This is a genomic window from Streptomyces sp. NPDC018263, from assembly GCF_055562575.1.
Map to the genome: position 1 here is coordinate 204,559 of NZ_JBVHFA010000005.1, position 25,818 is coordinate 230,376.

At 73.1% G+C, this 25,818-nt stretch carries 28 protein-coding genes; 12 read left to right on the forward strand and 16 right to left on the reverse strand.

Annotation, left to right across the window (positions count from 1 at the left end):
* Window positions 1–149: 149 nt before the first annotated feature.
* Window positions 150–1,772, forward strand: coding sequence for a chaperonin GroEL (gene groL / locus ACZ3HQ_RS16550; RefSeq protein WP_135787832.1), 1,623 nt, complete (start codon window positions 150–152; stop codon window positions 1,770–1,772).
* A gap of 88 nt (window positions 1,773–1,860) precedes the next feature.
* Here groL and ACZ3HQ_RS16555 read toward each other — a convergent pair whose 3' ends face one another.
* Entirely contained in the window at window positions 1,861–2,193 is a 333-nt protein-coding gene (locus tag ACZ3HQ_RS16555; RefSeq protein ID WP_467511464.1) for an antibiotic biosynthesis monooxygenase family protein, read from the reverse strand.
* A 300-nt stretch (window positions 2,194–2,493) separates the two neighbouring features.
* Here ACZ3HQ_RS16555 and ACZ3HQ_RS16560 point away from each other — a divergent pair, with 300 nt between their 5' ends.
* A complete protein-coding gene (locus ACZ3HQ_RS16560) occupies window positions 2,494–3,621 on the forward strand; it encodes an NADH:flavin oxidoreductase (RefSeq protein WP_467511466.1) in 1,128 nt (375 codons plus the stop codon).
* Window positions 3,622–3,700: 79 nt separating this feature from the next.
* Here the strand turns inward: ACZ3HQ_RS16560 and ACZ3HQ_RS16565 are convergent, their stop codons facing one another.
* Both ACZ3HQ_RS16565 and ACZ3HQ_RS16570 read right to left on the reverse strand, forming a co-directional pair.
* On the reverse strand, window positions 3,701–4,138 hold the full coding sequence (locus ACZ3HQ_RS16565) for a VOC family protein (protein ID WP_467511468.1): 438 nt from the start codon (window positions 4,136–4,138) through the stop codon (window positions 3,701–3,703).
* 14 nt (window positions 4,139–4,152) lie between these two features.
* The gene (locus ACZ3HQ_RS16570; protein ID WP_467511470.1) at window positions 4,153–4,722 is read right to left on the reverse strand and encodes a hypothetical protein; all 570 of its coding nucleotides are present in this window, start codon (window positions 4,720–4,722) and stop codon (window positions 4,153–4,155) included.
* 90 nt (window positions 4,723–4,812) lie between these two features.
* Here ACZ3HQ_RS16570 and ACZ3HQ_RS16575 point away from each other — a divergent pair, with 90 nt between their 5' ends.
* Complete coding sequence (locus ACZ3HQ_RS16575; protein WP_467511472.1) at window positions 4,813–5,199, forward strand: VOC family protein; 387 nt, start codon at window positions 4,813–4,815, stop codon at window positions 5,197–5,199.
* Here ACZ3HQ_RS16575 and ACZ3HQ_RS16580 read toward each other — a convergent pair.
* The 4 genes from ACZ3HQ_RS16580 to ACZ3HQ_RS16595 all read right to left on the reverse strand — a co-directional run bounded on the left by ACZ3HQ_RS16580 (window position 5,196) and on the right by ACZ3HQ_RS16595 (window position 8,924).
* A complete protein-coding gene (locus ACZ3HQ_RS16580; protein ID WP_467511474.1) occupies window positions 5,196–5,417 on the reverse strand; it encodes a hypothetical protein in 222 nt (73 codons plus the stop codon). The genes ACZ3HQ_RS16575 and ACZ3HQ_RS16580 overlap by 4 nt on opposite strands.
* Before the next feature lie 133 nt (window positions 5,418–5,550).
* Window positions 5,551–6,987, reverse strand: a complete 1,437-nt coding sequence (locus ACZ3HQ_RS16585) for a PTS transporter subunit EIIC (RefSeq protein WP_467511476.1) — start codon at window positions 6,985–6,987, stop codon at window positions 5,551–5,553.
* A gap of 62 nt (window positions 6,988–7,049) precedes the next feature.
* Window positions 7,050–7,976 carry an N-acetylmuramic acid 6-phosphate etherase gene (gene murQ, locus ACZ3HQ_RS16590; protein ID WP_467511478.1) on the reverse strand — a complete coding sequence of 309 codons (927 nt, stop codon included), beginning with the start codon at window positions 7,974–7,976 and terminating at the stop codon, window positions 7,050–7,052.
* 42 nt (window positions 7,977–8,018) lie between these two features.
* The gene (locus tag ACZ3HQ_RS16595) at window positions 8,019–8,924 is read right to left on the reverse strand and encodes a MurR/RpiR family transcriptional regulator (RefSeq protein WP_467511480.1); all 906 of its coding nucleotides are present in this window, start codon (window positions 8,922–8,924) and stop codon (window positions 8,019–8,021) included.
* Between the two features lie 55 nt (window positions 8,925–8,979).
* Between ACZ3HQ_RS16595 and ACZ3HQ_RS16600 the strand changes: the two genes are divergently transcribed.
* Window positions 8,980–9,375, forward strand: a complete 396-nt coding sequence (locus ACZ3HQ_RS16600; protein ID WP_467511482.1) for a hypothetical protein — start codon at window positions 8,980–8,982, stop codon at window positions 9,373–9,375.
* A 10-nt stretch (window positions 9,376–9,385) separates the two neighbouring features.
* Window positions 9,386–9,646 carry a DUF4031 domain-containing protein gene (locus tag ACZ3HQ_RS16605; RefSeq protein ID WP_467511484.1) on the forward strand — a complete coding sequence of 87 codons (261 nt, stop codon included), beginning with the start codon at window positions 9,386–9,388 and terminating at the stop codon, window positions 9,644–9,646.
* 75 nt (window positions 9,647–9,721) lie between these two features.
* Here ACZ3HQ_RS16605 and ACZ3HQ_RS16610 read toward each other — a convergent pair whose 3' ends face one another.
* Window positions 9,722–10,825: a GNAT family N-acetyltransferase gene (locus ACZ3HQ_RS16610; protein WP_467511486.1), complete on the reverse strand. Its 1,104-nt coding sequence runs from the start codon at window positions 10,823–10,825 to the stop codon at window positions 9,722–9,724.
* A gap of 28 nt (window positions 10,826–10,853) precedes the next feature.
* Window positions 10,854–11,507 carry an HD domain-containing protein gene (locus tag ACZ3HQ_RS16615; RefSeq protein ID WP_467511488.1) on the reverse strand — a complete coding sequence of 218 codons (654 nt, stop codon included), beginning with the start codon at window positions 11,505–11,507 and terminating at the stop codon, window positions 10,854–10,856.
* Window positions 11,508–11,589: 82 nt separating this feature from the next.
* Here ACZ3HQ_RS16615 and ACZ3HQ_RS16620 point away from each other — a divergent pair, with 82 nt between their 5' ends.
* The 3 genes from ACZ3HQ_RS16620 (at window position 11,590) to ACZ3HQ_RS16630 (ending at window position 13,756) form a co-directional block, all read left to right on the forward strand.
* Window positions 11,590–12,282: a copper homeostasis protein CutC gene (locus tag ACZ3HQ_RS16620; protein WP_467511490.1), complete on the forward strand. Its 693-nt coding sequence runs from the start codon at window positions 11,590–11,592 to the stop codon at window positions 12,280–12,282.
* Between the two features lie 231 nt (window positions 12,283–12,513).
* Window positions 12,514–13,158 carry a DUF5701 family protein gene (locus ACZ3HQ_RS16625; RefSeq protein WP_467512012.1) on the forward strand — a complete coding sequence of 215 codons (645 nt, stop codon included), beginning with the start codon at window positions 12,514–12,516 and terminating at the stop codon, window positions 13,156–13,158.
* Between the two features lie 58 nt (window positions 13,159–13,216).
* Window positions 13,217–13,756 carry a hypothetical protein gene (locus ACZ3HQ_RS16630; RefSeq protein ID WP_467511492.1) on the forward strand — a complete coding sequence of 180 codons (540 nt, stop codon included), beginning with the start codon at window positions 13,217–13,219 and terminating at the stop codon, window positions 13,754–13,756.
* A 130-nt stretch (window positions 13,757–13,886) separates the two neighbouring features.
* Here ACZ3HQ_RS16630 and ACZ3HQ_RS16635 read toward each other — a convergent pair whose 3' ends face one another.
* The gene (locus ACZ3HQ_RS16635; RefSeq protein WP_467511494.1) at window positions 13,887–15,935 is read right to left on the reverse strand and encodes a HelD family protein; all 2,049 of its coding nucleotides are present in this window, start codon (window positions 15,933–15,935) and stop codon (window positions 13,887–13,889) included.
* A 289-nt stretch (window positions 15,936–16,224) separates the two neighbouring features.
* Here ACZ3HQ_RS16635 and ACZ3HQ_RS16640 point away from each other — a divergent pair, with 289 nt between their 5' ends.
* Window positions 16,225–16,431 (forward strand): hypothetical protein, encoded by a 207-nt coding sequence (locus tag ACZ3HQ_RS16640; RefSeq protein ID WP_467511496.1) that lies wholly within the window; start codon window positions 16,225–16,227, stop codon window positions 16,429–16,431.
* Window positions 16,432–16,465: 34 nt separating this feature from the next.
* Here the strand turns inward: ACZ3HQ_RS16640 and ACZ3HQ_RS16645 are convergent, their stop codons facing one another.
* Both ACZ3HQ_RS16645 and ACZ3HQ_RS16650 read right to left on the reverse strand, forming a co-directional pair.
* Window positions 16,466–18,121: a DNA repair helicase XPB gene (locus ACZ3HQ_RS16645; protein ID WP_467511498.1), complete on the reverse strand. Its 1,656-nt coding sequence runs from the start codon at window positions 18,119–18,121 to the stop codon at window positions 16,466–16,468.
* 82 nt (window positions 18,122–18,203) lie between these two features.
* Window positions 18,204–20,711 (reverse strand): helicase C-terminal domain-containing protein, encoded by a 2,508-nt coding sequence (locus tag ACZ3HQ_RS16650; RefSeq protein WP_467511500.1) that lies wholly within the window; start codon window positions 20,709–20,711, stop codon window positions 18,204–18,206.
* Window positions 20,712–20,849: 138 nt separating this feature from the next.
* Here ACZ3HQ_RS16650 and ACZ3HQ_RS16655 point away from each other — a divergent pair, with 138 nt between their 5' ends.
* Both ACZ3HQ_RS16655 and ACZ3HQ_RS16660 read left to right on the forward strand, forming a co-directional pair.
* Window positions 20,850–21,833, forward strand: a complete 984-nt coding sequence (locus tag ACZ3HQ_RS16655; protein ID WP_467511502.1) for a hypothetical protein — start codon at window positions 20,850–20,852, stop codon at window positions 21,831–21,833.
* A gap of 40 nt (window positions 21,834–21,873) precedes the next feature.
* Window positions 21,874–22,524, forward strand: a complete 651-nt coding sequence (locus ACZ3HQ_RS16660; RefSeq protein ID WP_467511504.1) for an HAD family hydrolase — start codon at window positions 21,874–21,876, stop codon at window positions 22,522–22,524.
* Between the two features lie 111 nt (window positions 22,525–22,635).
* Here ACZ3HQ_RS16660 and ACZ3HQ_RS16665 read toward each other — a convergent pair whose 3' ends face one another.
* Window positions 22,636–22,887, reverse strand: coding sequence for a hypothetical protein (locus ACZ3HQ_RS16665; protein WP_467511506.1), 252 nt, complete (start codon window positions 22,885–22,887; stop codon window positions 22,636–22,638).
* Between the two features lie 162 nt (window positions 22,888–23,049).
* On the opposite strand from ACZ3HQ_RS16665, the gene ACZ3HQ_RS16670 reads away from it, so the two are divergent.
* Window positions 23,050–23,433 (forward strand): cold-shock protein, encoded by a 384-nt coding sequence (locus tag ACZ3HQ_RS16670; protein WP_086694554.1) that lies wholly within the window; start codon window positions 23,050–23,052, stop codon window positions 23,431–23,433.
* A 21-nt stretch (window positions 23,434–23,454) separates the two neighbouring features.
* On the opposite strand, the gene ACZ3HQ_RS16675 is transcribed toward ACZ3HQ_RS16670, so the two are convergent.
* From ACZ3HQ_RS16675 to ACZ3HQ_RS16685, 3 genes are read right to left on the reverse strand one after another with little or no spacing between them, the layout of a single operon-like run.
* Complete coding sequence (locus tag ACZ3HQ_RS16675; protein WP_467511508.1) at window positions 23,455–24,303, reverse strand: 1,4-dihydroxy-6-naphthoate synthase; 849 nt, start codon at window positions 24,301–24,303, stop codon at window positions 23,455–23,457.
* Window positions 24,293–25,012, reverse strand: coding sequence for a futalosine hydrolase (locus ACZ3HQ_RS16680; RefSeq protein ID WP_467511510.1), 720 nt, complete (start codon window positions 25,010–25,012; stop codon window positions 24,293–24,295). The genes ACZ3HQ_RS16675 and ACZ3HQ_RS16680 overlap by 11 nt, the downstream gene beginning before the upstream one ends.
* A 17-nt stretch (window positions 25,013–25,029) precedes the next feature.
* Complete coding sequence (locus tag ACZ3HQ_RS16685; RefSeq protein ID WP_467511512.1) at window positions 25,030–25,515, reverse strand: DUF2771 domain-containing protein; 486 nt, start codon at window positions 25,513–25,515, stop codon at window positions 25,030–25,032.
* Window positions 25,516–25,818 lie beyond the last annotated feature (303 nt).

Below are 25,818 nucleotides of genomic sequence, written 5' to 3' on the forward strand. Positions count from 1 at the left end.
ACTCTGAAGGTGAGAGTGACAACGAAGGACCGGGTCGGTGAGGCCCGCAGGCCGGGTGGGGCAAGGAACCACGAGGCCGGCGAGCCGTCCGTCGCGGGCGCGGGCGCGGTCCGAAGGAATCACCCCCAGTCCTGGAGGGACCACTTCACATGGCCAAGATCATCGCGTTCGACGAGGAGGCGCGGCGCGGCCTCGAGCGCGGCATGAACCAGCTCGCGGACGCCGTCAAGGTGACGCTCGGCCCCAAGGGCCGCAACGTCGTCCTCGAGAAGAAGTGGGGCGCCCCCACGATCACCAACGATGGTGTCTCCATCGCCAAGGAGATCGAGCTCGAGGACCCGTACGAGAAGATCGGCGCCGAGCTGGTCAAGGAAGTCGCCAAGAAGACGGACGACGTCGCCGGCGACGGTACGACCACCGCGACCGTGCTGGCCCAGGCGCTGGTCAAGGAGGGCCTGCGCAACGTGGCCGCCGGCGCCAACCCGATGGCGCTCAAGCGCGGCATCGAGAAGGCCGTCGAGGCCGTCTCCACCGCCCTGCTGGAGCAGGCCAAGGACGTGGAGACCAAGGAGCAGATCGCCTCCACCGCCTCCATCTCCGCCGCCGACACCCAGATCGGCGAGCTCATCGCCGAGGCGATGGACAAGGTCGGCAAGGAAGGCGTCATCACCGTCGAGGAGAGCAACACCTTCGGTCTGGAGCTTGAGCTCACCGAGGGCATGCGCTTCGACAAGGGCTACATCTCCGCCTACTTCGCGACCGACATGGAGCGCATGGAGGCGGTGCTCGAGGACCCGTACATCCTCATCGCCAACTCCAAGATCTCCTCGGTCAAGGACCTGCTCCCGCTGCTGGAGAAGGTCATGCAGTCGGGCAAGCCGCTGCTGATCATCGCCGAGGACGTCGAGGGCGAGGCCCTCTCCACCCTGGTGGTCAACAAGATCCGCGGCACCTTCAAGTCCGTCGCCGTCAAGGCTCCGGGCTTCGGCGACCGCCGCAAGGCCATGCTCGGCGACATCGCCATCCTCACCGGGGGCGAGGTCATCTCCGAGGAGGTCGGTCTCAAGCTGGAGAACGCCTCCCTGGACCTGCTGGGCCGCGCCCGCAAGGTCGTCGTCACCAAGGACGAGACCACGATCGTGGACGGCGCCGGCTCCTCGGAGCAGGTGCAGGGCCGCGTGAACCAGATCCGCGCCGAGATCGAGAACTCCGACTCGGACTACGACCGCGAGAAGCTCCAGGAGCGCCTGGCGAAGCTCGCGGGCGGCGTGGCGGTCATCAAGGCCGGTGCCGCGACCGAGGTCGAGCTCAAGGAGCGCAAGCACCGCATCGAGGACGCCGTGCGCAACGCCAAGGCGGCCGTCGAGGAGGGCATCGTCGCCGGTGGTGGCGTGGCCCTGCTGCAGGCCGGCCAGGTCTTCGACAAGCTGGAGCTGTCGGGCGACGAGGCGACCGGCGCCAACGCGGTCAAGCTCGCGCTGGAGGCCCCGCTGAAGCAGATCGCCGTCAACGGTGGTCTCGAGGGCGGCGTCGTCGTGGAGAAGGTCCGCAACCTGCCCGTCGGCAACGGCCTCAACGCCGCGACCGGCGAGTACGTCGACATGATCGCCGAGGGCATCATCGACCCGGCGAAGGTCACGCGTTCCGCCCTGCAGAACGCCGCCTCCATCGCCGCGCTGTTCCTCACCACCGAGGCCGTCATCGCCGACAAGCCGGAGAAGGCCGCCGCGGCCGCTCCGGGCGGCATGCCGGGCGGTGACATGGACTTCTGATCCGTCGTCTCGGATCAACTGTCCTTTCCTTGGGCGGCACTTCCCTCCGGTTTCCGGCGGGGGTGCGGCCCTCGGGCGTTCTCGGGCGTCAGTCGCGGGCGAAGGCGTAGGCGCGCTCCACCCGTGCGACCTCCACGCTGTACGAGGAGTACCAGCGGTCACGTCCGAGCCGCTGGGCCTGGAGATGCTCGGGATGGGCCTTCCACGCCGCTATCGACGCCTCGTCCGCGTAGTAGATGACGACGAGATCCCGGCCGTCCTCGCCCGTCAGCGACTCGCGCCCCAGATAGCCCGGCTGCGCCTCACCGAGTTCGGCCATGCGCGCACTCATCGCCGCGTAGCCTTCCAGGTCCTCGGCGGGCCGGGTGGTGATGATCACCGCGTAGTAAGGCGGTCGGGGGCGGATGAACGAGGTGGTCACGTGGGAAACCCTCCGTCGTAAGGCGCGTGAAGGGCAACGCTACTTCGAGGGGGGGTAGTTGGGTGTGCCCTCACATCGGCCGGCAGAACAGCAGCGCGTGCCGGGGGCCGGCTGAACCGGGGCGCCCGGCGGCGGGGCGAGCTGGGCCGGGAGCGGCCAGCGTGGCCGGGGTCACACTCGCCCGGTCCGGCGGAGCGGAATGCGGAGGCGGGTGGACCAGTTGTTTCACTAGGTGCACCATTGCGTGCTCACATACCAACCGGTATATACGACACCCCGTCCACACGAGGAGCCCCTCACGTGACCGTCACGACGTCCGCCGCCAGCCGCGCGGCCCAGCTCCTGTCCCGCCCGATCCAGCTCAACGGCCTCACCGTGCCCAACCGGATCGCGATGGCGCCGATGACCCGGATGTTCTCCCCGGGCGGCATCCCCGGCGAGGACGTGGTGTCGTACTACTCCCGCCGGGCCGCCAACGGCGTCGGCCTGATCGTCACCGAGGGTACGTACGTCGGGCACGACTCGGCCGGTCAGAGCGACAGCGTGCCGCGCTTCCACGGTGAGGAGCAGCTCGCGGGCTGGGAGAAGGTCGCGCGTGAGGTGCACGCGGCGGGCGGCACGATCGTCCCGCAGCTCTGGCACATCGGCATGGTCCGCCGCCAGGGCGAGCCGCCGTTCGCGGACGCCCCCGCCATGGGCCCGTCCGGTGTGCACAAGGCCGGTGCCGAGGCCAAGGGCCAGGCGATGACGCAGTCCGACATCGACGACGTGATCGGCGCCTTCGCGCAGGCCGCCGCCGACGCCGAGCGCATCGGCTTCGACGGGGTCGAGATCCACGGCGCCCACGGCTACCTGCTGGACCAGTTCCTGTGGGAGGGCACCAACCGCCGTACCGACGGCTACGGCGGCGACCCGGTCGCCCGCGCGCAGTTCGCCGCGGAGGTCGTCGCGGCCGTGCGCGAGCGCGTGTCCGCCGAGTTCCCGATCATCTTCCGCTACTCCCAGTGGAAGCAGCAGGACTACACCGCGCGGCTCGCCGAGACCCCGGAGGAGCTGGAGGCGATCCTCGCCCCGATCTCCGCCGCCGGTGCCGACGTCTTCCACGCCTCCACCCGCCGCTACTGGCTCCCCGAGTTCGAGGGCTCCGACCTCAACCTGGCCGGCTGGACCAAGAAGATCACCGGCAAGCCGGTCATCACCGTCGGCTCGGTCGGCCTCGACGGCGACTTCGTGGGCGCGTTCCAGGGCGAGGGCTCCCCGGTCAAGGGCATCGACGACCTCCTCGACGGCTTCGAGCGCGAGGAGTACGACATGGTCGCCATCGGCCGCGCGCTGCTCCAGGACCCGGAGTGGGCCGCGAAGGTGCTGTCCGGCCGGTTCGACGAGCTGAAGCCGTACGACGCGGCCGCGCTGGGCTCTCTTAGCTGAGGCTCTGTCCGCAAGGCTCTGTCTGCGAGGCGCCGGGTGGGTGAACTCCCGCCCGGCGCCTTTGTGTTGCCCGCGCTCCTCAGTTTTCCGGGTCCACCGCCGCCAGCCGTACCGTGCCGTCCTCGGCCACCGACCAGCCGGGGTTGTGGCAGATCTCCCAGCGGTGGCCGTCCGGGTCGGTGAAGTAGGCGTGATAGCCGCCGAAGGCCGCCCGCTGGGGTTCCTTGAGGACGTTCGCCCCGGCCTCGCGGGCGCGGGCCACGGCCGCGTCGACCTCGGCGGGGGAGCCGAGGTTGCGGGCCAGGGTGAAGGGGGTGCCGGGGGTGGCCGGGGCGCCGGTGTCGGCGGCCAGGTCGGCCAGCGGGAACAGGGCCAGCGCCACGCCCTTGCCGACCTGGTAGAAGACCACCTCGTCCAGGTCGAGCAGCGGGGTCCAGCCGAGGCCCTCGCTGTAGAAACGGCGGCTCGTCGCCAGGTCCTCCACGCCCAGAGTCACCATGCTGAGCTGCTGGTCCATGCTGCTGCCTCCGGCTACAGATTGCCCATCGGTTCGATGTCCACCTGGGTGGGGGTGCCCCAGACGCGGAGCACCTCGTAGTCGGTGAACTCGTGGACCAGACGGTAGGCCATCGCCGGGCGCGAACCCCGGCGGGCGGCGGCGAGGTACGCCTCCGCCTCGCGGCGGTCCCTTCGCGGGGTGCCGCAGAGCTGCCACTCGCGGCCGTTCCACGCCTCGGGGAGCCAGCGCTGCTGGGGCTGGGGGCGGTCGGCGCGGACGCCGTACCGGGACGGCGCGGTCGCGGGTGCCTCCGGGCCGCGCCCCTGCCCGCCGTACTCCGCCCGGCGGGCGGCCCTTCTGCGGGTCTCGCACAGCAGGCACAGGTCCTGGGCGCTCTTGTCCACCGGGCCCTGTGGGTGCTCCGCGCAGCGGGTGGTGGGGGCGCCGGCCGAGACACTCTCGTCCAGCAGGTCCAGCGCGCGGCGCAGATCGGCCTTGACCTCGTGCAGCCGGGAGTCCGGGGTGTCGGCGGACAGCGCCTCACCGTGCTCCCCGACGAGCCGGAGGGCGCGGCCTAGCGCGGTGAGCTGGGCGTGATTCATGCCTCCAGCTTCTCACCCGCGCGGCTGGTCGCCGGATGCGCGAGGATCGGGCGGGAGTACGTTTCCCCGACCCCTTCTGGAGGGCACCCCGTGAGGATCAACCTGGCCAGCGTCTTCGTCGACGACCAGGAGAAGGCGCTGCGCTTCTACACCGAGGTGCTGGGGTTCGTGAAGAAGGCCGACGTGCCGCTCGGGGAGCACCGGTGGCTGACCGTGGTCTCGCCCGAGCAGCCCGACGGCACCGAGCTGCTGCTGGAGCCGGACGCCCACCCCGCCGCCAAGCCGTACACCACCGCCCTCCACGGCGACGGCATCCCCGCCACCTCCTTCGCCGTGGACGACGTACGCGCCGAGTACGAACGGCTGCGCGGGCTCGGGGTGCGCTTCACCCAGGAGCCGGTGGCGGCGGGGCCGGTCACCATCGCCGTCCTGGACGACACCTGCGGCAATCTGATCCAGCTCGCCCAGTACGCCTAACCCTGGTGCAGCAGGCTTCCCTTGCCGCACGCGGGGGCCCGCTCGGCCAGGGGGAGCGGGGAGACCGCCTTCACCACCGGGGTCACGGTGAGGTCCGCCGCACAGGCGGCGGTGTCCTCGGCCGTCCAACGGTCGTCGTGGGAGGCGGCGTGGGCGGGAGCGGCCAGCGCGGCGGAGGACGCGGCGACGGCGAGGGCGGCGAACAGGAGCTTCTTCATGCCAGGGGCAACGACGGGGAGGGGCGGGCGTCACGCGGGGCCGGCGGGTGTTCCATCGGCGGACGGCGGTGTCGTACCCGCTGGGAAGGCTGAGGGTGAAGCTCACTGTGTGGGTTCTCAGATACAGCGCGCGTCACGTCGAGCCGGCCGGTGTCCGGTCCGTGACCGGCGGTGTCGTGCCGCTCGTCGTACCCCGGCGGAAGCCGAAGGTGAGGGTTGCGGCGAAGCCGACCGCGTAGGCCGTCAGAAGGCCGCCCGCGTAGATGGCGATCGCGGGGGCCGGGCCCTGGTTGCCGGTGAGGAGGGGGAAGAGGGCCCAGCCGGAGGGGCCGATGGCGGTGGCGCCGACCTTCTCGCCGAGCATGGCGAAGAAGCCGACGAAGCCGCCGCCCGCAGCCCCGCCCACGCAGGCGGTGATGAACGGGCGGCCCAGGGGGAGTGAGACGCCGTAGATCAGGGGTTCGCCCACACCCAGCAGGCCCGCGGGGAGCGCGGAGCGGATCGTGGTGCGCAGGGCGGTGTCGTGGCGCAGGCGTACGTACACCGCGAGCGCGCCGCCGACCTGGCCCGCGCCCGCCATGGCCAGCAGGGGGAGCAGGACCGTGTAGCCCTGCTGCTCGATCAGGGTGGTGTGGATGGGGATCAGGGCCTGGTGCAGGCCGAGCATCACCAGGGGGAGGAACAGCCCGCCGAGGAGCAGGCCCGCGAAGGGGCCCGTGGTGGTGAGCAGCCAGTTCGCGCCGGTGCCGATCGCGGTGGCCACGGCGCCGGCCGCGTACATCAGGCCGTACAGGGTGGCGAGGCCCGCGACCAGGACGGTGACGGTGGGGGTGAGCAGGACGTCCAGCGCGCCGGGCACGCGTCCCCGGCACCACTTCTCGATCCGGGTCGCCAGCAGGGCGGCGGCGAGTGCGCCGAGGACTCCGCCCTGGCCGGGGGAGAGGTGCACGCCGAACGCGGTCACCTTCGCCACGCCCGGATAGACGATCACCGCGGCCACGGCTCCGCCCAGGATCGGGGTGCCGCCGAACTCCTTCGCGGTCTGGTAACCGACGAACACCGCGATCAGCGCCATGAAGCCGGAGGCGATGGCGGCGAGGGCGGGGGTGAGGCCGGGGAGCCAACCCGCGTTCGTCAGCAGGCCGTTGATCCCGGCGAGGATGCCGCAGCCGATGAGGGCGGGGATGAGGGGGACGAAGACGTCGGCGATGCGGCGGAGGGCGGCGGCGAGGGGGCCTTTTCGCGGGGTGGGGTCGGATCTCTCGCCCGTTTCCTCGGCGTCCGCTCCCGCCCGTCCGCCCCCGGCGCGCGCCTCCCCCGCGAGCTGCCGCTCCACCTCCGCCGTGACCGCGTCCACCACCCCCGGCCCCAGCACCACCTGGAGCGACGGCGTCCCCGCCCCGATCACCCCGAGCACCCCTGGCAGCGCGCGCAGCGCCCCCTCGTCCACGGCGGCCGGGTCGGCCACGGTGAGACGCAGCCGGGTGAGGCAGTGGGTGACGTGACGGACGTTGGCGGCGCCGCCCGTCAGGGCGAGCACGGCTGAGGCGGTGGCGGTGTCGTTGCGCACGCTCCGAGCCTGCGCCACGCCCGCCGGTGCGGCGCGCGGAACTCCTCCGGAAGGCGGTACGCCTACGCCCCCGCCTTCCCCAGGGCCGCCCGCAGTCTCCCGTCGGACTCCTCCAGCAGCCGCGTCGCCGTAGCCCCGTCCACCCCCGCCAGGATGATGAGGATCGCGGTCTTCACCTCGCCGTCCGCCTCCGTCAGGGCGCTCTCGATCTCCGCGTCCGGCGCGCCCGTCGCCTGGGCCACGATCCGCCGTGAGCGCGCCCGGAGCTTGGCGTTGGAGGCGCGGACGTCGACCATCAGGTTTCCGTAGGTCTTGCCGAGGCGGATCATCGTGATCGTCGACAGCATGTTGAGGACGAGCTTCTGGGCCGTGCCCGCCTTCAGACGGGTGGAGCCGGTGAGGAGTTCGGGGCCGACGACCACCTCGATGCCGTGCTCGGCGGCGGCCGCGAGGGCGCTGTTCGCGTTGCAGGACAGGCCCACCGTCAGGGCGCCGGCCGCGCGGGCGTGTTCGACCGCGCCGACCGCGTACGGCGTACGGCCGGACGCGGAGACGCCGACCACCGAGTCGTTGGGGGTCAGCTTCAGCCCGTCCAGGTCGGCGCGGGCCAGGTCGGGGGAGTCCTCCGCGCCCTCGACGGAGGTCACCAGCGCGCCCGGACCGCCCGCGATCAGGCCGACGACCTGGCCGGGGGCGGTGTTGAAGGTGGGCGGGCACTCGGAGGCGTCCAGCACGCCGAGCCGTCCGGCCGTACCGGCACCGGCGTAGACGAGACGGCCGCCGCGCTCCATGCGGTCGGCGACGGCGTCCACGGCGGCGGCGATCTCGGGGAGCCGGGCGGCGACGGCCGCGGGGACGCCGGTGTCCTCGCCGTTCATCAGCCGGGCGATGTCCAGCGTGGGCAGTTGGTCGATCCCGGCCAGTTCCGGCCGGAACGCCTCGGTGGTCAGGGTGGCCAGCTCGCTCTGGAGGCGAAGGGAGTCGGTCATCTGGTGCGGCTCTTTCCGGTGGGGTTCCGAATGAGAGGGGAGCTAGCGCGTCGCGCTCCGGTGCCGGTGGGCCAGGGCCTCGTAGGACGCGGCCAGGGCGGGGGCCGCGCTCTCGTACGTCCGCTGCGCCACGCCCACGAACAAGCAGTCCACAACGAGGAGTTGACCCGTACGGGAGGACATCGCGGCGGGCCGCAGCTCGCTCTCGCGGGAGGTGGCGGTGGTCAGTACGTGGTCGGCGTACTGGGTGACGGGGGAGTCGGGGCGGCCGGTGATGGCGATGGTGGTGGCGCCGCGCTCGAAGGCGGTGCGCAGCGGTTCTATGACGTCGCCGGTCGAGCCCGAGTGGGTGATGGCGATCGCCACGTCGCCCACTCGGAGCTGCACCGCGTTGGTCACCGCGAGGTGCGGGTCGCCCGGCGCGTGCGCGACCAGCCCGATGCGCAGCAGCTTCTGGGTGAGGTCCTGCGCGACGAGCCCGGACGCCCCTATCCCGTACACGTCCGTACGGGAGGCGCCGGCCAGCGCGGTGACGGCCGCGCCGAGCTGGGCGGTGTCCAGTCCGGCGGCGGTGTCGGCGAGGGTCTGCTGCTCCTCGTAGGCCAGCTTGGCGACCACGTCGGTCAGCGGGTCGTCCACCGCGATGTCGGTGGTGATCGCGGGCGCGCTGCCGGACTCCTGGCGGGCGGCGAGGCCGGCGAGGGCGAGCCGCAGGTCGCGGTAGCCGGGGTAACCGAGGATGCGGGCGGTGCGGACGACCGTGGCCTCGCTGGTGCCGGTCAGCTCCGCGAGGCCGGTGACCGTGAGGGCGGCGCAGCCGGCGGGGTCGCCCGCGACCGCCTCGGCCACGCGCTGCATGGACCGTGTCATGGACGGCGTGAGGGTGCGCACCTTGGCGGCGAGGGAGCCGCCGGGGCTTCCGAAAGTTTCCTTCACGTCCTGGGTCACCCCTGAAAGATATTTCCGGTTCGGCAGGCGGGGCAAGAGTGCGCACAATGGGGGCATGGACGACGCCACAGATCCCGTCAGCTCGCTCGAACAGGCGTTGCACGCGGCCCGTGCGCGGGTGCTCGCCGATCTCATGGCCGGTGATGTGGCCGCAGCGGACGTGGTCTCGCTGGTGGAGGAGTCGCTCGCGCAGCGCCGCTGGTGGGTGGAGCAGTGGCCCGAGGGCGCGGCCTTCGTCTCCGGTCTGGTCGCGCAGGACGTGCAGGACGCGCTGCTGGAGCGGAAGGGCCGCTGGCCGCTGTGCCCGGTGTGCGCCACGGGCGACCCGCACGCGCTGGACGTGGAGCCCGAGCTGGGCCCCGACCCGCACTGGGTCTGCCACGAGTCCGGCGTGGACGTCGCCCCCGTCGGCTCCCTCGCCAAGGCGCTGGACGGGAACACCCCCAAGTGACGGGCCGCGCGTGACCGTCTACATCGACCCACCCACCTGGCCCGGCCACGGCCGCATGTGGTCCCACCTGGTCAGCGACGTCTCGTACGACGAACTGCACGTCTTCGCGGCAGGTATGGGCGTCCCCCCACGCGCCTTCGAACGCGACCACTACGACATCCCCTCCCACCGCTACGCCGACGCGGTCGCCGCGGGCGCGGTGGAGGTACGCAGCCGCGAAGTGGTCCGCCTGCTCCACGCGGCGGGCTTGCGCCGCCGCAAAAGGACCTAGGCCCGCCGCCCGATGCGCCCGCTGCTCGGACGGGTTGCCGTACCGGGTCCAGGATCGTCAGCGGAATTGGGGCGGTCAGCCTTGGAACACGAACAGCCGTAGGCCGGTTTCCGTGCCGTGTTGCGTGCGGGCCGCTTCCTCCTGTTCGGTGTTCGCTCGGTGGAAGCCAGCGCGGGCGAGGACGCGTTCGGAGGCGGGGTTTTCGGGGTGGACGGTGGCCACGATCTGGTGGACGTCGTCGCGGGCGACGGCCCATTCCGTCAGGGCGCGGAGCGCCTCCGTCGCGTAGCCCTGGCCGCGGGCCTCGGGGATGAGGTCGTAGCCGATCTCCACGCGGCCCTCGGGGTCGGGGGCGCCGTGGAAGCCGATGCCGCCGACGGCCAGGCCGTCCTCCGCGCGGACGAGGGTGAAGACGCCGAACTCGGGGCGGTGGACGCCCGCTTCGTATGCCTTGACCAGGAAGCCGGCCGCCTCGCGGGTGCCCTCGTCGGGGGTGCCGCCGAGCCAGGTGAAGCCGCCGTCGCCGCCCAGACGGAGGTCGCGGGCGGCGGCCGGGCGCAGGCCGGTGAGGGTGAGGCGTTCGGCGGGGATGACGAGGTTGTTGTGCCAGCGCCAGTTCTCCACCGCCGGGCGCCCCGCCAGCTCGCCCCGGCCGGTCGCCCACAGCAGGGTCGGCCACGCTTCCGGGCCCGGCTGGACGTGCGGGAAGATCGAGGTCAGCACACCTTCGGCGAGGCTCTCGGCGGGCGCGTACTCCAGCCCGAGGCCCTGCGCCATGTCGTAGGTGTGCAGCAGTACTTCGGCCACGCCCATCGCCGCGAACCCCTCGCGGTCGGCGCTGCGGAAGGGGTACGGGTGGAAGGCGCGGTCACCGGGCGCGGCGGTGTTCACGGCGGCGGCGAGCAGCGCGCCGGTGGTCTCCAGGACGTGCAGCAGGCCGTCGTTGCCGGTGCCGTCCTCCAGGCGCATCTCGAAGGGCACGTACGCGTCCCGCGAGTGTCCGGCCAGGTTGCCTGCGTAGGCGAGGAGACACTCGGCGACGTGCAGGGCGGTGACGTGGCAGTCCCAGTCCACGCCGCCGGCGCGGACCGCGCTCCAGTCGCGGTCCACCGCCGCGCGCAGCGTCGTCACGGAGCCGCGCACGGCCTCGGTCACCTGGTCCCCGCTCATCGCTCGCATGGACAGAACCCTAGGGGTGAGCCCTGACTCAGGGCGACAGCATTTCCAGCTCTCCCGCGAGGTTCCAGCGGGCCGTCGCCTCCCAGTGCTCGGACCCGTAAGGGGTGTGGAACAGCCTTGGCAGGCCGAGGAGTTGACGCAGTACCGCCGACCGCCCCTCGTGGAAGGCGTCGTTGGGCACGAAGTGGTACTCGTCGCGGATCTCGGCCGTGTAGGCGGCGTACGCGGACGGCGCCGAGGCCAGGATCGCCAGGTCGGCGTCGCACAGCACCTGCCCGTCGCGGTCGTCGTCCGCCGGGTCGTGGCCGACGGTGAGCCGGACCAGCCGGGCCACCTCCGCGACCTTCGCCGCCGGTACCCCGGCCTCGGTCAGTGCCCGCTCGGCCAGCCGCGCCGAGCGCTCCTCGTTCTCCGACCGGTCGGGCAGGTACACCGCGTCGTGGAACCAGGCCGCCAGCCGCACGAGGTCGGGGTCCTCGGCGTACTCCGCCAGCGTGTCGACCCGGTCGAGGACCGCGGTGAGGTGGGCCAGCGTGTGATAGCGCCGCTGCGGCTCCTCCCAGCGGGCGATCAGGTTCGCGGCGTACGGCGCCGGGTCCGGGCCCTCGCCCGGCGCGCGGGCGGCTTCGAGGGCGCGGGCGAAGCGGAGCCCGAGGTCTGCTGCGGTTCTTGCGTCGGCCATGTGCCCATTGTTCCGGTGATCGGGGGCGGAGCGTACCCTGGAATTGGACTAGACCTGTAGCCGCCGTCGGAATTGGGGTGCCATGAGCAAGCGTGCGGTCCTGGAGGTGATCGCCCTCGGGGTCGAGGACGCGGTCGCCGCCCAGGCGGGAGGCGCGGACCGGCTGGAACTGGTCACCGACATGGCGGCGGACGGGCTCAGCCCCGACCCCGCCGTGGTGGCCGCGATCCGCGCCGCCGTCACGATCGACCTGCGCGTGATGCTGCGGCTGTCGGACGGGTTCGCGGCGGGCGACCTCGGCCGGCTCACCGGCACGGCCGCCGAGCTGCGCGCGGCGGGCGCCGACCAGTTCGTCCTCGGCTTCCTCGACCCGGACGGCGACGTGGACCTCACGGCGGTCGAGCGGGTCGTCGGCGCGCTCGACGGCTGCCCGTGGACCTTCCACCGGGCCATCGACAGCGCGGCCGACCGCGACACCCTGCGCAAGCGGCTGTCCGGGCTGCCCGGCCTGGACACCTTCCTCACGGCGGGCGCGGCGACGGGCGTGGACGAGGGCCTGGACACCCTGACGGCCGAGGCCGCGCACACCGGCACGCCGGGGTACGAGCCGCGCATCATGGTCGGCGGCGGCCTCCGGCTGGAACACGTGCCGGAGCTGCGGTCCGCCGGCATCGACGCCTTCCACATCGGGGGCGCGGCCCGGCCGCAGGGGTGGACCGGGCCGGTGTGCGCCGACGCCGTCGGGGTGTGGCGGGGGATGCTCGACGGGGAGTAGGCGGGGGTGCCCGGCGGCGGCTCGGGCGGGAGTGCGCCGGGCGGGCCGGGGGATGTCCGGCGGCGAGCGCGCGGGCCTGTCGGGCGCGTCCCGGCGGGCCGGCCGATGCGCGACGGGGATCGGGTGAGCGGGCCGGGGACGCCGGCAGGGGATCAGGACGGGCGTGCCGGGAATGTTCCAGGGAGCCGGTTCGTTGGGTCTGCGCCCGTACGAACCGCTGTCGTTGGGAGCATCGTGTCCGAGACCACGCAGACCTCCACCCCTCTGAGTACGCAGGCCGAGCGGCTGATCGAGTTGGGGGTGCACGAGATCGCGGGACTGTCGGCCGCCGAGGTCCGGGCGGCCGCGAAGGGGGACGGCGACGGCCTCCTCGCCGTCCGTCCCGACCTCGCCCCGGCCTCCGCGCTCGCGCCGTTGCTCCGGCGCCAGGGCAAGCCGGGGTTCGTCGTCACCGACATGAGCGACGTCGACCTCTTCGCGCCGCTCGACACCATCGACCTGCCGGACACCCCGCTGTACCTGGTCGGCGGGGTCGACCGGGGTGACGACATGGCCAACTGGAGCCCGGACGAGGCGCTTTTGGCGCTCACCGCGGCCTCCCGTACGCCGCTGCTGCTGACCGAGGGCATCCACTGGGTGCTCCAGCAGCCGGACGTACTGGAGCGCAATCACTGCTTCATGACCATCGGCTCCCGGCTGCGCAAGCCCAAGGGCACGCTGGACGCCCGCACCCCGGCACTGTGGATCAGCAACGGCACCGGACGGGACGGGCGGGAGCGGCGCGAGGCCCCCAAGGTCGGCTGGTGCTGGGCGGGCAACCGGCACACCTGGCTGGGGTTCGCGTCGGGGGAGGGGCGGAGGGGGCTGAAGCCCTGATCGAAGCCCTGATCGCAGCCCTAGGGGAAACCCCGGCCCGCGTGATCTCCTGAGGGGCATGGATGAGACGCGTACCGGACTGGGCCCGCTGCAACTGATCGACCACCGTTGGGTGTTGGGGGACATCGCACAGGCCGCGTGGGTGGAATTCCGCCCGGAGGGGCTGTACACACGGGCACGGGACGGCGCCGAGGACGTACTGCCCTGGTCCCGGATCATGCTGGGTATCGGGCTCACCCTGGGCGGCCGGTACCCCGGGAAGAGCGGGCAGACAGGTCTGCGGGGCACGCTCGGCGGCCTGCCGGGCCCCTACCGGGGGCGCTTCGGCGGCTACCTGCACATGACCGTGCGCGACCCCTACGAGGACCGCACGGTGTTCTTCGACCGCCACCCGCACTGGTACTACCTGACCGAACTGGCCCTGCTGGACGAGCTGTTGCGGCAGACCGTGCACGCCGGCGAGGCGGCCAGGCTGGCCGACGCGGACTGGCTGGGGCGGGTGGTCGCGCGGCTGGCGGAGCGGAGACGGTGGGCGCCCGGCGGAGCCCGGCGGGTGGTACGGGAGGCGCGGGAAGCCGAGGAACAGGGCGGGGCCTGAGCCGAGGGGGTCGGCGAACGGGACGCAGGCGTCGTTGCGGGCGCAGGAGCCGGTCGTGAGGTCGGTCTTGCCATCGCCCAGGTCGGGCATCAGCCCCGACAGCATCCGCCCCGTCGCCAGCCCCAGCCGCTCAGCCGGAGAGCTGCTCGGGCAGCGGCCCCGTATGCGCCACGATCAGCCCCGACACCGCTCGGGTCAGTGCCACGTACAGCCGCCGCAGGCCCGTGCGTTCGTCGGGCTCGCCGTCGACCACGGCACGCGGCTCGTCCAGCACCACGTAGTCGTACTCCAGGCCCTTGGCGAGCGAGGCGGGGACCAGGGTCAGCCGGGTCTCCTCGGTGGTCTCCTCGCCGGGCGCGAGGAAGCCGATCCCGGCCGCCGTCAGGGCGTCCGCGAGCACGGGCACGCGGGCGTCGGCGGCGATCAGACCGGTCGAGCCCTCGTTGCGCAGCAACTCCTCGCAGGCGGCGACCACTTCGCCCACCCCCTCCACCCCGCGCACCTCGAAGAAGCCGGGGTTCTCCCGGACGGAGGCGACCGGGGTGAGGCCGGGCGCGATGTGGGGGAGCAGCCGGGAGGCGTACGTGATCACGTCCGTGGGGACGCGGAAACCGGCCGTCAGCTCCTCGATCACGCCCTCGCTCTTGCCGAGATGGGCCAGCGCCTCGTCCCAGCTCCGCGTCGCCCAGGGGGTCGTACCCTGCGCGAGGTCGCCGAGGACGGTCGCGCTGCCGGTGGTGCAGCGGCGGCCGACCGCGCGGTACTGCATGGGTGAGAGGTCCTGCGCCTCGTCCAGTACGACATGGCCGAGCGAGTGTGTGCGCTGGATCAGATCGGCCGCCTCGTCGATCAACACGGCATCCGCGGAGGACCACTTGGCCGATTTCACGCTGCGCACCGGCTTGGCCCAGAGCACCGCCTTCTGCTCGTCCTCGTCCAGGATTCCGGCCGCGTGCTCGGCGAGGAACTCCCCGTCGGACAGCAGCCGTAGCACCAGCTTGGCCGGATCGGCGGCCGGCCAGACGGCCTTCACGGCAGCCTTGACCGCGCTGTTGCGCGCGACCGCGTCCTGCACCCGGTCGTCCGGCGCCTCCCCGGCCCGCTCCATCTGCACCAGCACCGCGTGCGCGATCCGCTGCGGCAGTGCCTCGCGGGCGGCGCCGTACCGGATCTCGCGGGCGAGCAACTCGCGGACGATCTCCTCCAGTTCGTGCGCCGGGACCCGCCAGCGGCGGGAGCCGCGCACCACCACGACCGGCTCGGTGGGCATCGTCACCTGCGCGTACAGCGCCCGGCGCAGCACCTCGGCCATCCGGGCGTCGCCCTTGAGCACGGCGGCGGGCGCCTCGTCCGTGCCGCGCACCTCCACATGGGACACCAGGTCGTCCACGGTGGCCTGCTGCACACTCAACTCACCCAGTGCGGGCAGCACTTGCTCGATGTAGTGGAGGAAGGACCGGTTCGGCCCGATGACCAGCGTGCCGGTACGGGCGAGCCGTTCCCGGTGGGCGTAGAGCAGATAGGCGACCCGGTGCAGACCGACCGCCGTCTTGCCCGTACCGGGGCCTCCCTGCACACACACCGTGCCGCCCAGCCCGCTGCGGACGATCTCGTCCTGCTCGGGCTGGATGGTGGCGACGATGTCCCGCATCGGGCCGACGCGCGGCCGCTCGATCTCCTGCTGGAGCAGCTTGCTGGTGGCCGCCGTCTCCGAGGGGTCGCAGAGGTGCTCGTCCTCGTACGCGGTCAGCTCGCCGCCGGTGTACCCGAAGCGGCGGCGCAGCCCGACGTCCATCGGGTCCTTCCTGGAGGCCCGGTAGAACGGCTGCGACACCGGCGCACGCCAGTCGATGACCATCGGGTCGCCGTCCGCGTCGTGCACGTGCCGCCGCCCGATGTAGAACCGCCCACCCGTCTCCGCCCCCGGCGCGTGCAGATAGTCGAGCCGGCCGAAGAACAGCGGGGTGTCGCTGAGGTCCGCCAGCGCCTTGATCCGCTCGTCGATCTGGCGGCTCAGCACCTGCGCGTTGACCCAGTTCGCGGCGACGTCCTTGATGTCCAGCGCCTCCACGTCCTCGCGCATGGCGCGCAGGGCGGCCCGGGAGTCGGCCAGATGGGTGCGTTCGCGGGTCAGGGGGGCGCGGGGGTCGTCGAGGGGGTCGGGCGCGGTCGCGGACAAGGGAGTGCCTCCGAGGGAACCTGCTGCGTGGTCACGGCCGGATGCGGCCTGGGGATGTCGTCCGGTTACCGGCCGGACGGCGGCACTCCGAGGGGAGGCGGGCAAGAGCGGAGATTGTAGGCGGGCCGGGCGGGGGGAGGCCAACGAATTTCGCGTCGCGTCGCTACCCCTAGGGGGTTCCGGCGGCGGGGCGTAGGGGCCGGCTCCACCCCTGGGTGCAGAGGGATCGCTTTGAGAACCGGCCCGTAGGTGTATTCCGGACTTATGCCGGAAGTCCCACCATGGAGACATGAGTGCAGCGACCCTTCACCCCGCCCCACCCCGTCCGTCCGGAGCCACCGCCGTGGCCGGCGACGCCCACCACCACGTCCTGGGCGAGGCCCTGCGCGCGATCAAGGTCTACGCGCAGGCCGCGTTCGGCGTGGTCATACTCGGCGAGTACGGCGAGGAGGCGGGCGTCCACCGCAGATACGGGGACGCCCTCGGGGACCCATAGTCCGGGTCCCGCCCCTCGCTCAGTTCTCCTTCGACTAGTTCTCCTTCGACCCCTCCGCCAGGATCTCGTCGGCGTCGACGATCCGGTACGCGTAGCCCTGCTCGGCCAGGAAGCGCTGGCGGTGGGCCGCGAAGTCCTGGTCGATCGTGTCGCGGGCGACGACCGAGTAGAAGTGCGCCCGGTGGCCGTCCGACTTGGGCCGCAGCACCCGGCCGAGGCGCTGGGCCTCCTCCTGCCGGGAGCCGAAGGTGCCGGACACCTGGATGGCGACGGTCGCCTCGGGCAGGTCGATGGAGAAGTTGGCGACCTTGGAGACGACCAGCACGCTGATCTCGCCCTCGCGGAAGGCGTCGAAGAGCTTCTCCCGCTGGGCGTTGGAGGTCTCGCCCTTGATCACGGGCGCGTTCAGATGCTCGCCCAGCTCGTCCAACTGGTCGATGTACTGCCCGATCACGAGGATCTGCTGCCCGGCGAACCGGCGCACGATCGCCTCCGTGACCTTCCGCTTGGTCGCGGTGGTGGCGCAGAAGCGGTACTTGTCCTCGGTCTCGGCGGTGGCGTAGGCGAGCCGCTCGGAGTCGGTGAGGTTCACGCGGACCTCGACGCAGTCGGCGGGCGCGATGTAACCCTGCGCCTCGATCTCCTTCCACGGCGCGTCGAACCGCTTGGGCCCGATCAGGGAGAACACGTCGGACTCGCGGCCGTCCTCGCGCACCAGGGTCGCGGTCAGACCGAGGCGGCGGCGGGCCTGGAGATCGGCGGTGAACTTGAAGACGGGAGCCGGCAGCAGATGGACCTCGTCGTAGACGATCAGGCCCCAGTCACGGGAGTCGAAGAGTTCGAGGTGCGGGTAGACGCCCTTCCGGCGGGTGGTCAGCACCTGATAGGTGGCGATGGTGACCGGCCGGATCTCCTTCCTGGTGCCGCTGTACTCGCCGATCTCGTCCTCGGTCAGCGAGGTCCGCTTCACCAGCTCGTGCTTCCACTGCCGGGCGGAGACGGTGTTGGTGACCAGGATCAGCGTGGTCGACCCGGCCTGCGCCATCGCCCCGGCGCCGACCAGCGTCTTGCCCGCGCCGCAGGGCAGCACCACGACACCGCTGCCGCCGTGCCAGAAGTTCTCCACGGCCTGCTTCTGGTACGGGCGCAGCGCCCAGCCGTCCTCGCGCAGGTCGATCGGGTGCGCCTCGCCGTCCACGTATCCGGCGAGGTCCTCGGCGGGCCAGCCCAGCTTGAGCAGGGTCTGCTTGATCTGCCCCCGCTCGGAGGGGTGCACGGCGACGGTGTCGGGGTCGATCCGGTTGCCGACCAGCGGGGTGACCCGCTTGGACCGCAGGATCTCCTCCAGCACCGGCCGGTCGGTGGTGGTCAGCACCAGCCCGTGCGCCGGGTGCTTGCTGAGGGTGAGCCGGCCGTACCGGTCCATGGTCTCGGCGATGTCGACCAGCAGGGCGTGCGGCACGGGATACCGGCTGTACTGCACCAGCGCGTCGACGACCTGCTCGGCGTCGTGCCCGGCCGCCCGCGCGTTCCACAGGCCGAGCGGGGTGAGCCGGTAGGTGTGGATGTGCTCGGGGGCCCGTTCCAGTTCCGCGAAGGGCGCGATGGCCCGACGGCACTCGTCGGCCCGCTCGTGGTCGACTTCCAGGAGCAGAGTCTTGTCGGACTGGACGATCAGCGGACCGTTCACGTGTGCCATCCTTCCGCGCGGCCAAACCTCCAGTGTGCCTGATGCGTGCCTGATACGGGGGCCGGAAGGCAGGTCCCCGCGGTCAGTCCTCCGCCAGCTCGGCCACTCCGGTGATCCGGTGCAGGGGGTAGGTGCGGACCTCGTCGGCGGTGTGGTCGTAGGCGGTGACGAAGCCGCCCTCGACGCGGATGGGGGCGACGACGCGCTGGCTGGCGGCGCCGTCGGCGTTGACGTAGCCGATCCAGACGGCCTCGCCGGTCATCACGGCCGCCTGCATGGTGGCCAGGGTGTCGGCGGGGCTGGTGCGGGGGAGTTCGCCGCCGGCGGGCTGCGGGCCGGGTGCCTTGAGCGGGGTGGTGGCGGCCAGGTCGCCGGCCCGGATGGCGCGGACGGCGGCGGTCAGCAGCACGTTGTCGGGGGCGGGCGGACCCTCCGGCACCGGCTCGGGCGCGGTACGCGGCGGGGTGCGGTGGGCGTCGGCGCGGGTGATCAGCACATCGCCCTGGGAGGACTCGGCGGCGGGCGCGTAGCCCAGCGAGCGGAGGCCCTCCAGCAGGGTCGCCGGGTCGCAGGGCGCGGCCAGCACGGTCGGGGCGAGGCGGCGCAGCCGCAGGGCGGCGGCCCGCTTGTCGGCGATGATCTCGTTCAGCACGGAGTCGTCGTCGCAGCGGACGTACGCCGAGGCGACGCCCACCCGCAGGTGCCCGTGCCTGCGGGCCACGTCGTCGATGAGGTACGTCAGCGGCTGCGGTACCGGGGTGCGGGAGTGCTGGGCGAGGAAGGCGTGCAGGTCGGCGGCGGTCTGCCCGGCGTCCAGGGCCCGGCGCACGGAGGCGGGGGTGAACCGGTACACGGTGGCGCCCCCCTTGGACTCCACGTCCGCGAGCACCCCGAGCATCTCCGCGAGGGGGCGCAGCAGCGGGCCGGGGGCCACCGCGGTCAGGTCGGCCTGGAGCAGGACGTGGTCGAGGGGTTCGGGGAGGAGGGGTGCGAGGAGACCGACGGCGGTGGCCGTGGTCTGTTCGGTGAAGGTGAGGGACAGGGGGCCGGCGGGGACGGCCCGCTCGGCGTCGGCCTGCGAGGTGCCGGGCTCGGCTTCGGGCAGCGCCAGTCCCAGCAGGGCCCGGCCGTGGCTGGAGAGGGCGCCCCGGCCGGTGACGCCGAGGAGTTCCGCCTCGTTCAGCGTCCAGCGGGCCAGCCGTACGCGGAGGTCCTCCGTGCCGTCGCGCTGGGGGGCGCGCACGGGGCGTTCCCAGGCCAGCCGGGTCAGCACCGCCTCCGGTGTCGGCGCCACCCCGGCCGGGAGAGCGGCCAGCAGGGCCAGGACCCGGTGCCGTACCTCGGGGGCGGCCGAGCGGTCCAGGCCCGGACCGAGGGCGGACAGGGCGCGGTCCTTGATGTCCCGGCCGCCGATCAGCCCGGCCGTACGGGTCGCGGCGAGCCAGGCGGCGGCGAGGCGGCCCCAGCGTTCGGCGACGGGGCGTTCCAGCCAGGTGTCGTAGGCGGGAGTGGGGGCGTACCGCTCGTCGGCCGCGCCGTCCGAGGCGAGCAGACCGGCGGCGTACGCCAGCTCGATCCAGAACGCGGCGAGCGGTTCGGGCGCGTCGAGGGCGACGGCGGTCCGCTTCAGGTCGCGCACGCTGAGCCCGCCCGCCCGGAGCACCGCCGGACCCCCCTGGTCCCAGTGCTTCAGCAGTTCCTCGATCGTGGCGAGCGCGGTGTACGCCTGCCCCGCGGCCGTCGCGTCCACGGTCCGCGGACCGTGGGCCACGGACGGCTCCACGGCGGGCGGCACCGGCTCGGGCACCCGGTGCGCCCGGCCCCCGCGCAGATGCAGCGCGACCTCGCGGGGCAGCACGACCGTGCCGGGCGCGGTCGGCAGCAGCAGGCCCCGGTCGAGCAGCCAGCGCAGATGGGCGGCGGGATCGGCGGTGACCTGGCCGTACGGCGGCCCCCACATCAGCCGGCTCAGCACCTCGCCGGCGGCTTCCGGTGCCCCGGCGAGCAGCGCGTCCATCCGCTTGCGGTCGGTGAACAGGGCGGTGAGCGCGGTGACGGCCGATACCGGGTCGTGCGTGGACGGCAGCCCCGCCGTGTTGACGATCTGCTGCACCCGCCCCGGCGACATGCCCGAGGTCGCCTCCCGCACGGTCGGGCCGAGCCCGGTGGGGGAGGGGTGCTGGGGGGAGGGCGCCAGGAGTTCGCGGGCGGTGCGGACCAGGTGCAGCCGGTCGTCGTCGCCCCAGATCAGGGCCTGCCTGCGCAGCGCGGCGACGGTACCGGGCAGCGCCTCGGTGACGGCCGGGTCGCCGTCGTCACCGGCCAGCAGCTCGTGCAGCGTGTCGTAGGTCGCCGGGTCCGGGGCGACGGCCAGCGCCTGCGCGGTCTGGAGGGCGAACCGGTCCAGGTGCTCCAGCGCCCGCAGCACCGAGGCACGGGTGCCCGCGCGGGTGGCGAGCTGGGTGAGATCGGTGGGAACGGGCGCGACGAGGTCGGGTCGGTCGCGCAGCAGCGCGGCCAGCGAGGCGTCGTCCCGCGCGCGGAGTGCCTCCGCCAGGGACCGGGGGGCTGAAGATGCCTCGGGGCTCATCTGACCCACGTTAGCGGCTGGGGCAAGCGGCGGCCGAGGGTCCCGGGGGGCCGCTCCGCCCGCGTGGGCCGATTGGTGGCGGTCTGCGCTACCTTCCTCCACGAGGTTCCACCGCCGTCGCCCCGGAGGGGTTTTCCGTTGGGGATCGAGAGCGACCAGGTCGTCTACGAGTATCTGAGCCGTGTCGGGGACGTGGCGCAGCAGCGGCAGTTGCCGTCGTCCACGCGCATGCGGCTGGTGTCCGAGCTGCGCAACGAGATCGACCGGCACCGCGCCCGCGCCACGGTGGACAGCCCGGCCGCCGTGCGCCGCATCCTGGACCAGCTCGGCAGCCCGGACGACGTGGTGCGGTCGGCGGGCGGCAAGGGCCCGGCACCGCAGCCGCCGCCCACCGCCGTGCCGATGCAGCCGGAGCCCGAGAAGCCGGAGCGCAGGCCCCGGGGGTTCAAGGGGCTGCGCGCCGCCGTGCCCCGGCCGCGCCCGGCCGAGCCGGGACCCTCGGTACCGGCCGGGGGTGCCTCCCCGCCGCACCTCGCGTCCGCCGACGAACTCGGTGACTCCCTGACCCGGCCCGACTGGTGGCGGGTGGCGGACGGACCGTTCGGCGCGGCGGCCGCGGACTCGGTGCCGGGGTTCGTCGGCGGGGTGGAGATCCCGGAGATGCTGCGGCGGCCCCCCAGGGAGCCCGAGCAGGAGGCGGAGGTGAAGCCGAAGGAGGTCGTGGCGGAGCCCGTCGAGGCGGTCCCGCGCTCCCGGTTCCGGCGGCTCGTGCCGCTCCCCTCGGCCGGCTGGACCAACCCGCTCCTGCTGCTGGGCGCCGCCGCGCTGCTGGCCGGGGCGGTGCTGGGCAACTGGTTCGCGCTGCTCTTGGGCTGGCTCATCGCCTACGGCTCCCGCCGGCTGACCCCGGCCGAGACCAAGTGGGCGGTACTGGTCCTGCCCGCGCTCGCTCTCGCGGCCGGCGTGGGCTACCTGTGGGGGCGCAACACCGGGCACTGGGGGACACCGGTGGCCGAGGGGCACATGAGCGACGCGCTGGCCGGGACCTGGCCGTGGGTGGTGCGGGGGGCGGCGGTGAGTTCCGCGCTGTTCCTGCTCTGGCTGTCGCAGCGCAGGCGGTAACGGGACCCGGCCCCTCTCTCCGCGACCCCGGCCGGGCACAATGGCGGCCATGCCTGCCGTGCCCACTGAGTATGCGCCCACCGTCGGCTTCGACCTCGACATGACGCTGATCGACTCCCGGCCCGGCATCCGGGCCTGCTACCTCGCGCTGTCGGAGCGGACCGGGGTGTACGTGGACGCCGACCTCGCGGTGACCCGGCTCGGCCCGCCGCTCGCCCAGGAGCTGGTGAACTGGTTCCCGGCCGCCGACGTCCCCGCCGTGGCCGACCTGTACCGGGCGATGTACCCCGAGTACGCCATCACCCCGACCCTCGCCCTGACCGGCGCCCGCGAGGCCATCGCCGCCGTCCGCGCCGCCGGTGGCCGCACCCTGGTCGTCACCGCCAAGTACGAGCCCAACGCCAAGCTCCACCTGGCCCACCTCGGCATCGAACCCGACGTGGTGGTCGGCGACCTCTGGGCCGAGGACAAGGCCCGAGCCCTCCGCGAACACGGCGCCGACATCTACGTAGGCGACCACACCGGCGACATCCGAGGCGCCCGGGCCGCAGAAGCCCTCTCGGTAGCGGTGGCCACAGGCCCCTGCACCGAGCAGGAACTCCGCGAGGCAGGCGCAGACGCGGTCCTCCCCGACCTGACGACCTTCCCGACCTGGCTCAACACCCACGTGACGTCGGCTCAGGGCCACTGATCGGGACTACGCCGGCCGTGCCGACCTCCTGGGGGCGCGGGGAACTGCGCGACCAGCCACGACGCACCGCAGGCCGAAAGACGACCGGCGCACCCCTGAATACGGTCAACCTCAGCGACCGGCACTCCGGGCCTGCCGCCGACCCGCCGCCACAGAGCGCAGCACACCCGCCCCCGCGATCAAGAACCCCACCCCCATCAGCATGCTCAGCCCGAACATGTAGGTAGGGAACGGATCGCTGCCGAGGAACAGCGGCGCCACCGTGACCATCGTGGCCACCGCACCGAGGAAGAAGACGATGACGCCGGCGCGGATCAGTCCGTCACCGGGCCCGGCGGAATTCGTTTGGGTTTTGTCACGCACCGGACCAGGGTAGTTCCCAGCCCGAGAGAACAACCGGGGAGCACCTTGTCACCCGCCCGAAGACCATTAGCCTTGGTGTCGGCGGGTCATGGTCGACCCGCCACAGTGCTACACAGAGCCGTTTCCGAGCTTTTCCCGACGAGTACGAGGACGAGGACAGACGTGCCCACCGGCAAGGTCAAGTGGTTCAACAGCGAGAAGGGCTTCGGCTTCCTCTCCCGTGACGACGGCGGCGACGTCTTCGTCCATTCCTCGGTCCTGCCCGCCGGAGTCGAGGCGCTCAAGCCGGGACAGCGCGTGGAGTTCGGCGTCGTGGCCGGCCAGCGTGGTGACCAGGCGCTCTCCGTGACCGTGCTCGACCCGACCCCCTCCGTGGCGGCCGCCCAGCGCAAGAAGCCCGACGAACTGGCCTCGATCGTGCAGGACCTCACCACCCTGCTGGAGAACATCACGCCGATGCTGGAGAAGGGCCGCTACCCCGAGCGCACCTCGGGGAAGAAGATCGCCGGCCTCCTGCGCGCCGTCGCGGACCAGCTCGACGTCTGACCCGCCCCTGAGGGGCAGCCCTCAGGGGAACGCCAGCGCCTTCGGGCCGAGGGCCGGGACGAGGCCCTCGGCCGCCGCGCGCGTCAGCAGGCCCCGGATCGCCGCGTACCCGTCCTCGCCGAGGTCTGCGGTGAACTCGTTGACGTACAGCCCGATGTGCTGGTCGGCGACGGCCGGGTCCATCTCCTGGGCGTGCTCCATGACGTAGGCGCGCGACGCCTCCGGGTCGTCCCAGGCGGCCCGGACCGAGGTCCGGAAGGCGTCCGCGAGCCGCCGCAGGGTCTCGGCGCCCAGCGACCGCTTGGCGATGATCGCGCCGAGCGGGATGGGCAGCCCCGTGGTCCGCTCCCAGTGCTCGCCCATGTCCGCGAGCTTGTGCAGCCCGTACTCCTGGTAGGTGAAGCGGGCCTCGTGGATGACGAGCCCGGCGTCCACCTTGCCGTCCCGCACGGCCGGCATGATCTCGTGGAACGGCATCACCACGATCTCCCCGACCCCGTCCGGCAGCGTGTCCGCGGCCCAGAGCCGGAACAGCAGGTACGCCGTCGAGCGCTCGCTCGGCACCGCCACCGTGCGCCCGGCCAGGTCGGCCCCGGCCTCCCGCGTCAGCACCAGCGGCCCGCAGCCCCGGCCCAGCGCGCCGCCGCAGGGCAGCAGGGCGTACTCGTCCAGGACGTACGGCAGCACGGCGTAGGACACCTTCAGCACGTCGAACTCGCCGCGCTCGGCCATGCCGTTGGTGATGTCGATGTCCGCGAAGGTCACGTCCAGCGCGGGGGCGCCGGGGACGCGGCCGTGGGCGACGGCGTCGAAGACGAAGGTGTCGTTGGGGCAGGGCGAGTACGCGATCTGCAGGGGCTCAGTCGTCATGCGTGTTCCAACTCTCCAGTACGGGCGCGAGCTTCCCGAAGGCCCCGGTGAGGGCGGCGAGCGCGTCGCCGATGCGCCAGGCGGCGCGGTCGCGGGGGCCGACCGGGTTGGACACCGCGCGGATCTCCAGCACCGGCACGCCGTGCGCGGCGGCCGCCTCCGCGACCCCGAACCCCTCCATGCCCTCGGCCAGCGCGCCGGGGTGACGCGTCCGCAGGGCGGCGGCGCGGGCGGCGGTGCCGGTCACGGTGGAGACGGTCAGCACGGTGCCGGGGCGGGCGCCGGTGGCGTCCGCGACTCCTCGTACGAGTGAATCCGGTGGCAGATGGGTGACGGTGCCGAAGCCGAGGTCGGTGACCGGCAGGAAACCGTCCGGGGTCTCGGCGCCCAGGTCCGCGGCGGTGATCGCGTCGGCGACGACCAGGGAGCCGAGGGGTGCCTCCGGCTGGAAACCGCCCCCGATCCCGGCCGAGACGACCAGGCCGTAGGGGGTGCCCGTAAGGGCGGCGGCGGTCAGCGCGGTGGCGGTGGAGGCGGCGGCGAGGGCGGGGCCCACACCGGCGGCCAGCAGGTCGCAGACGCCGTCCGTCCGCAGCAGCGTCGCGCCGGGCAGCGCCACCTCTTCGGCCGTGCCCGGAAACGCCCGTGCCACCGCGTCCCGTTCGGCCGGGACGGCGGTGGCGACGAGGACGCGCGTACGGGCGTTCACGGGACCGGAAGCCTCCGTCAGGAGGTCGCCTTCTTGAGCTTGTAGCTCCACAGGCCCTTGGCCGACGAACCGGTGCCCATCTGGATGGACAGCGTGTTGGTGTCGCCCTGGGTGCCGTACTGCGCGTTGAAGAACGCGCTGCCGGGGATGGTGGAGTACGTCTTCTTGCTGACGTCGGTGAACTGCCGGCCGTTGACCAGCAGCACCCAGCCCGCGTCCGCGATCTTCGGGTCGACGCCGACGCGCACGGTGTCGCCGTCCGGGTCCACCGAGATCGTCTTCTCGTCGCCGGCCTTCTTCGCGCACTCCGCGAGGGACTTGGCGGTCAGCGTCTTGTCGCCGTTGTAGCAGAGCGCCTCGGAACTGACCGAGCTGTCCCCGACGGTGACCGTGGAGACGGGCGTCGGCTTGTCACAGGCCGAGAGAGCGAGCAGTCCGGCGGAAACGGCACCGGCGGCGGCGAGCGCCCGGCGGCGTCGCGGGGCGGATTGCAGCGAGGTCATGCCCGAAGGCTATCGGGCCCCCCGCTCCGCGCCCCCACGCGGGGTACAGCATCCCCCTGCGCGCCGCCGGGCGCCCCCGCGGCCGGGGCCGCCGGGCCCCCGGGAGCGACGGCCGCCGACCGCGCCTGAGCGGCCGGCCGTAGGCGGTGCGACCGGCCCCGCACCGGCCCCTGCGCCTCTCGGGCCACCGGCCACGGGCCCGCCTGGCCGAGGCAAGCCCGTACGGCTGCGGCCCTGGCAGGCGGGGTTGGCGTACGCCGCCAAGGCGGGCCGCATCGGGGTGCCGGGTGACCCCGGTCGAGT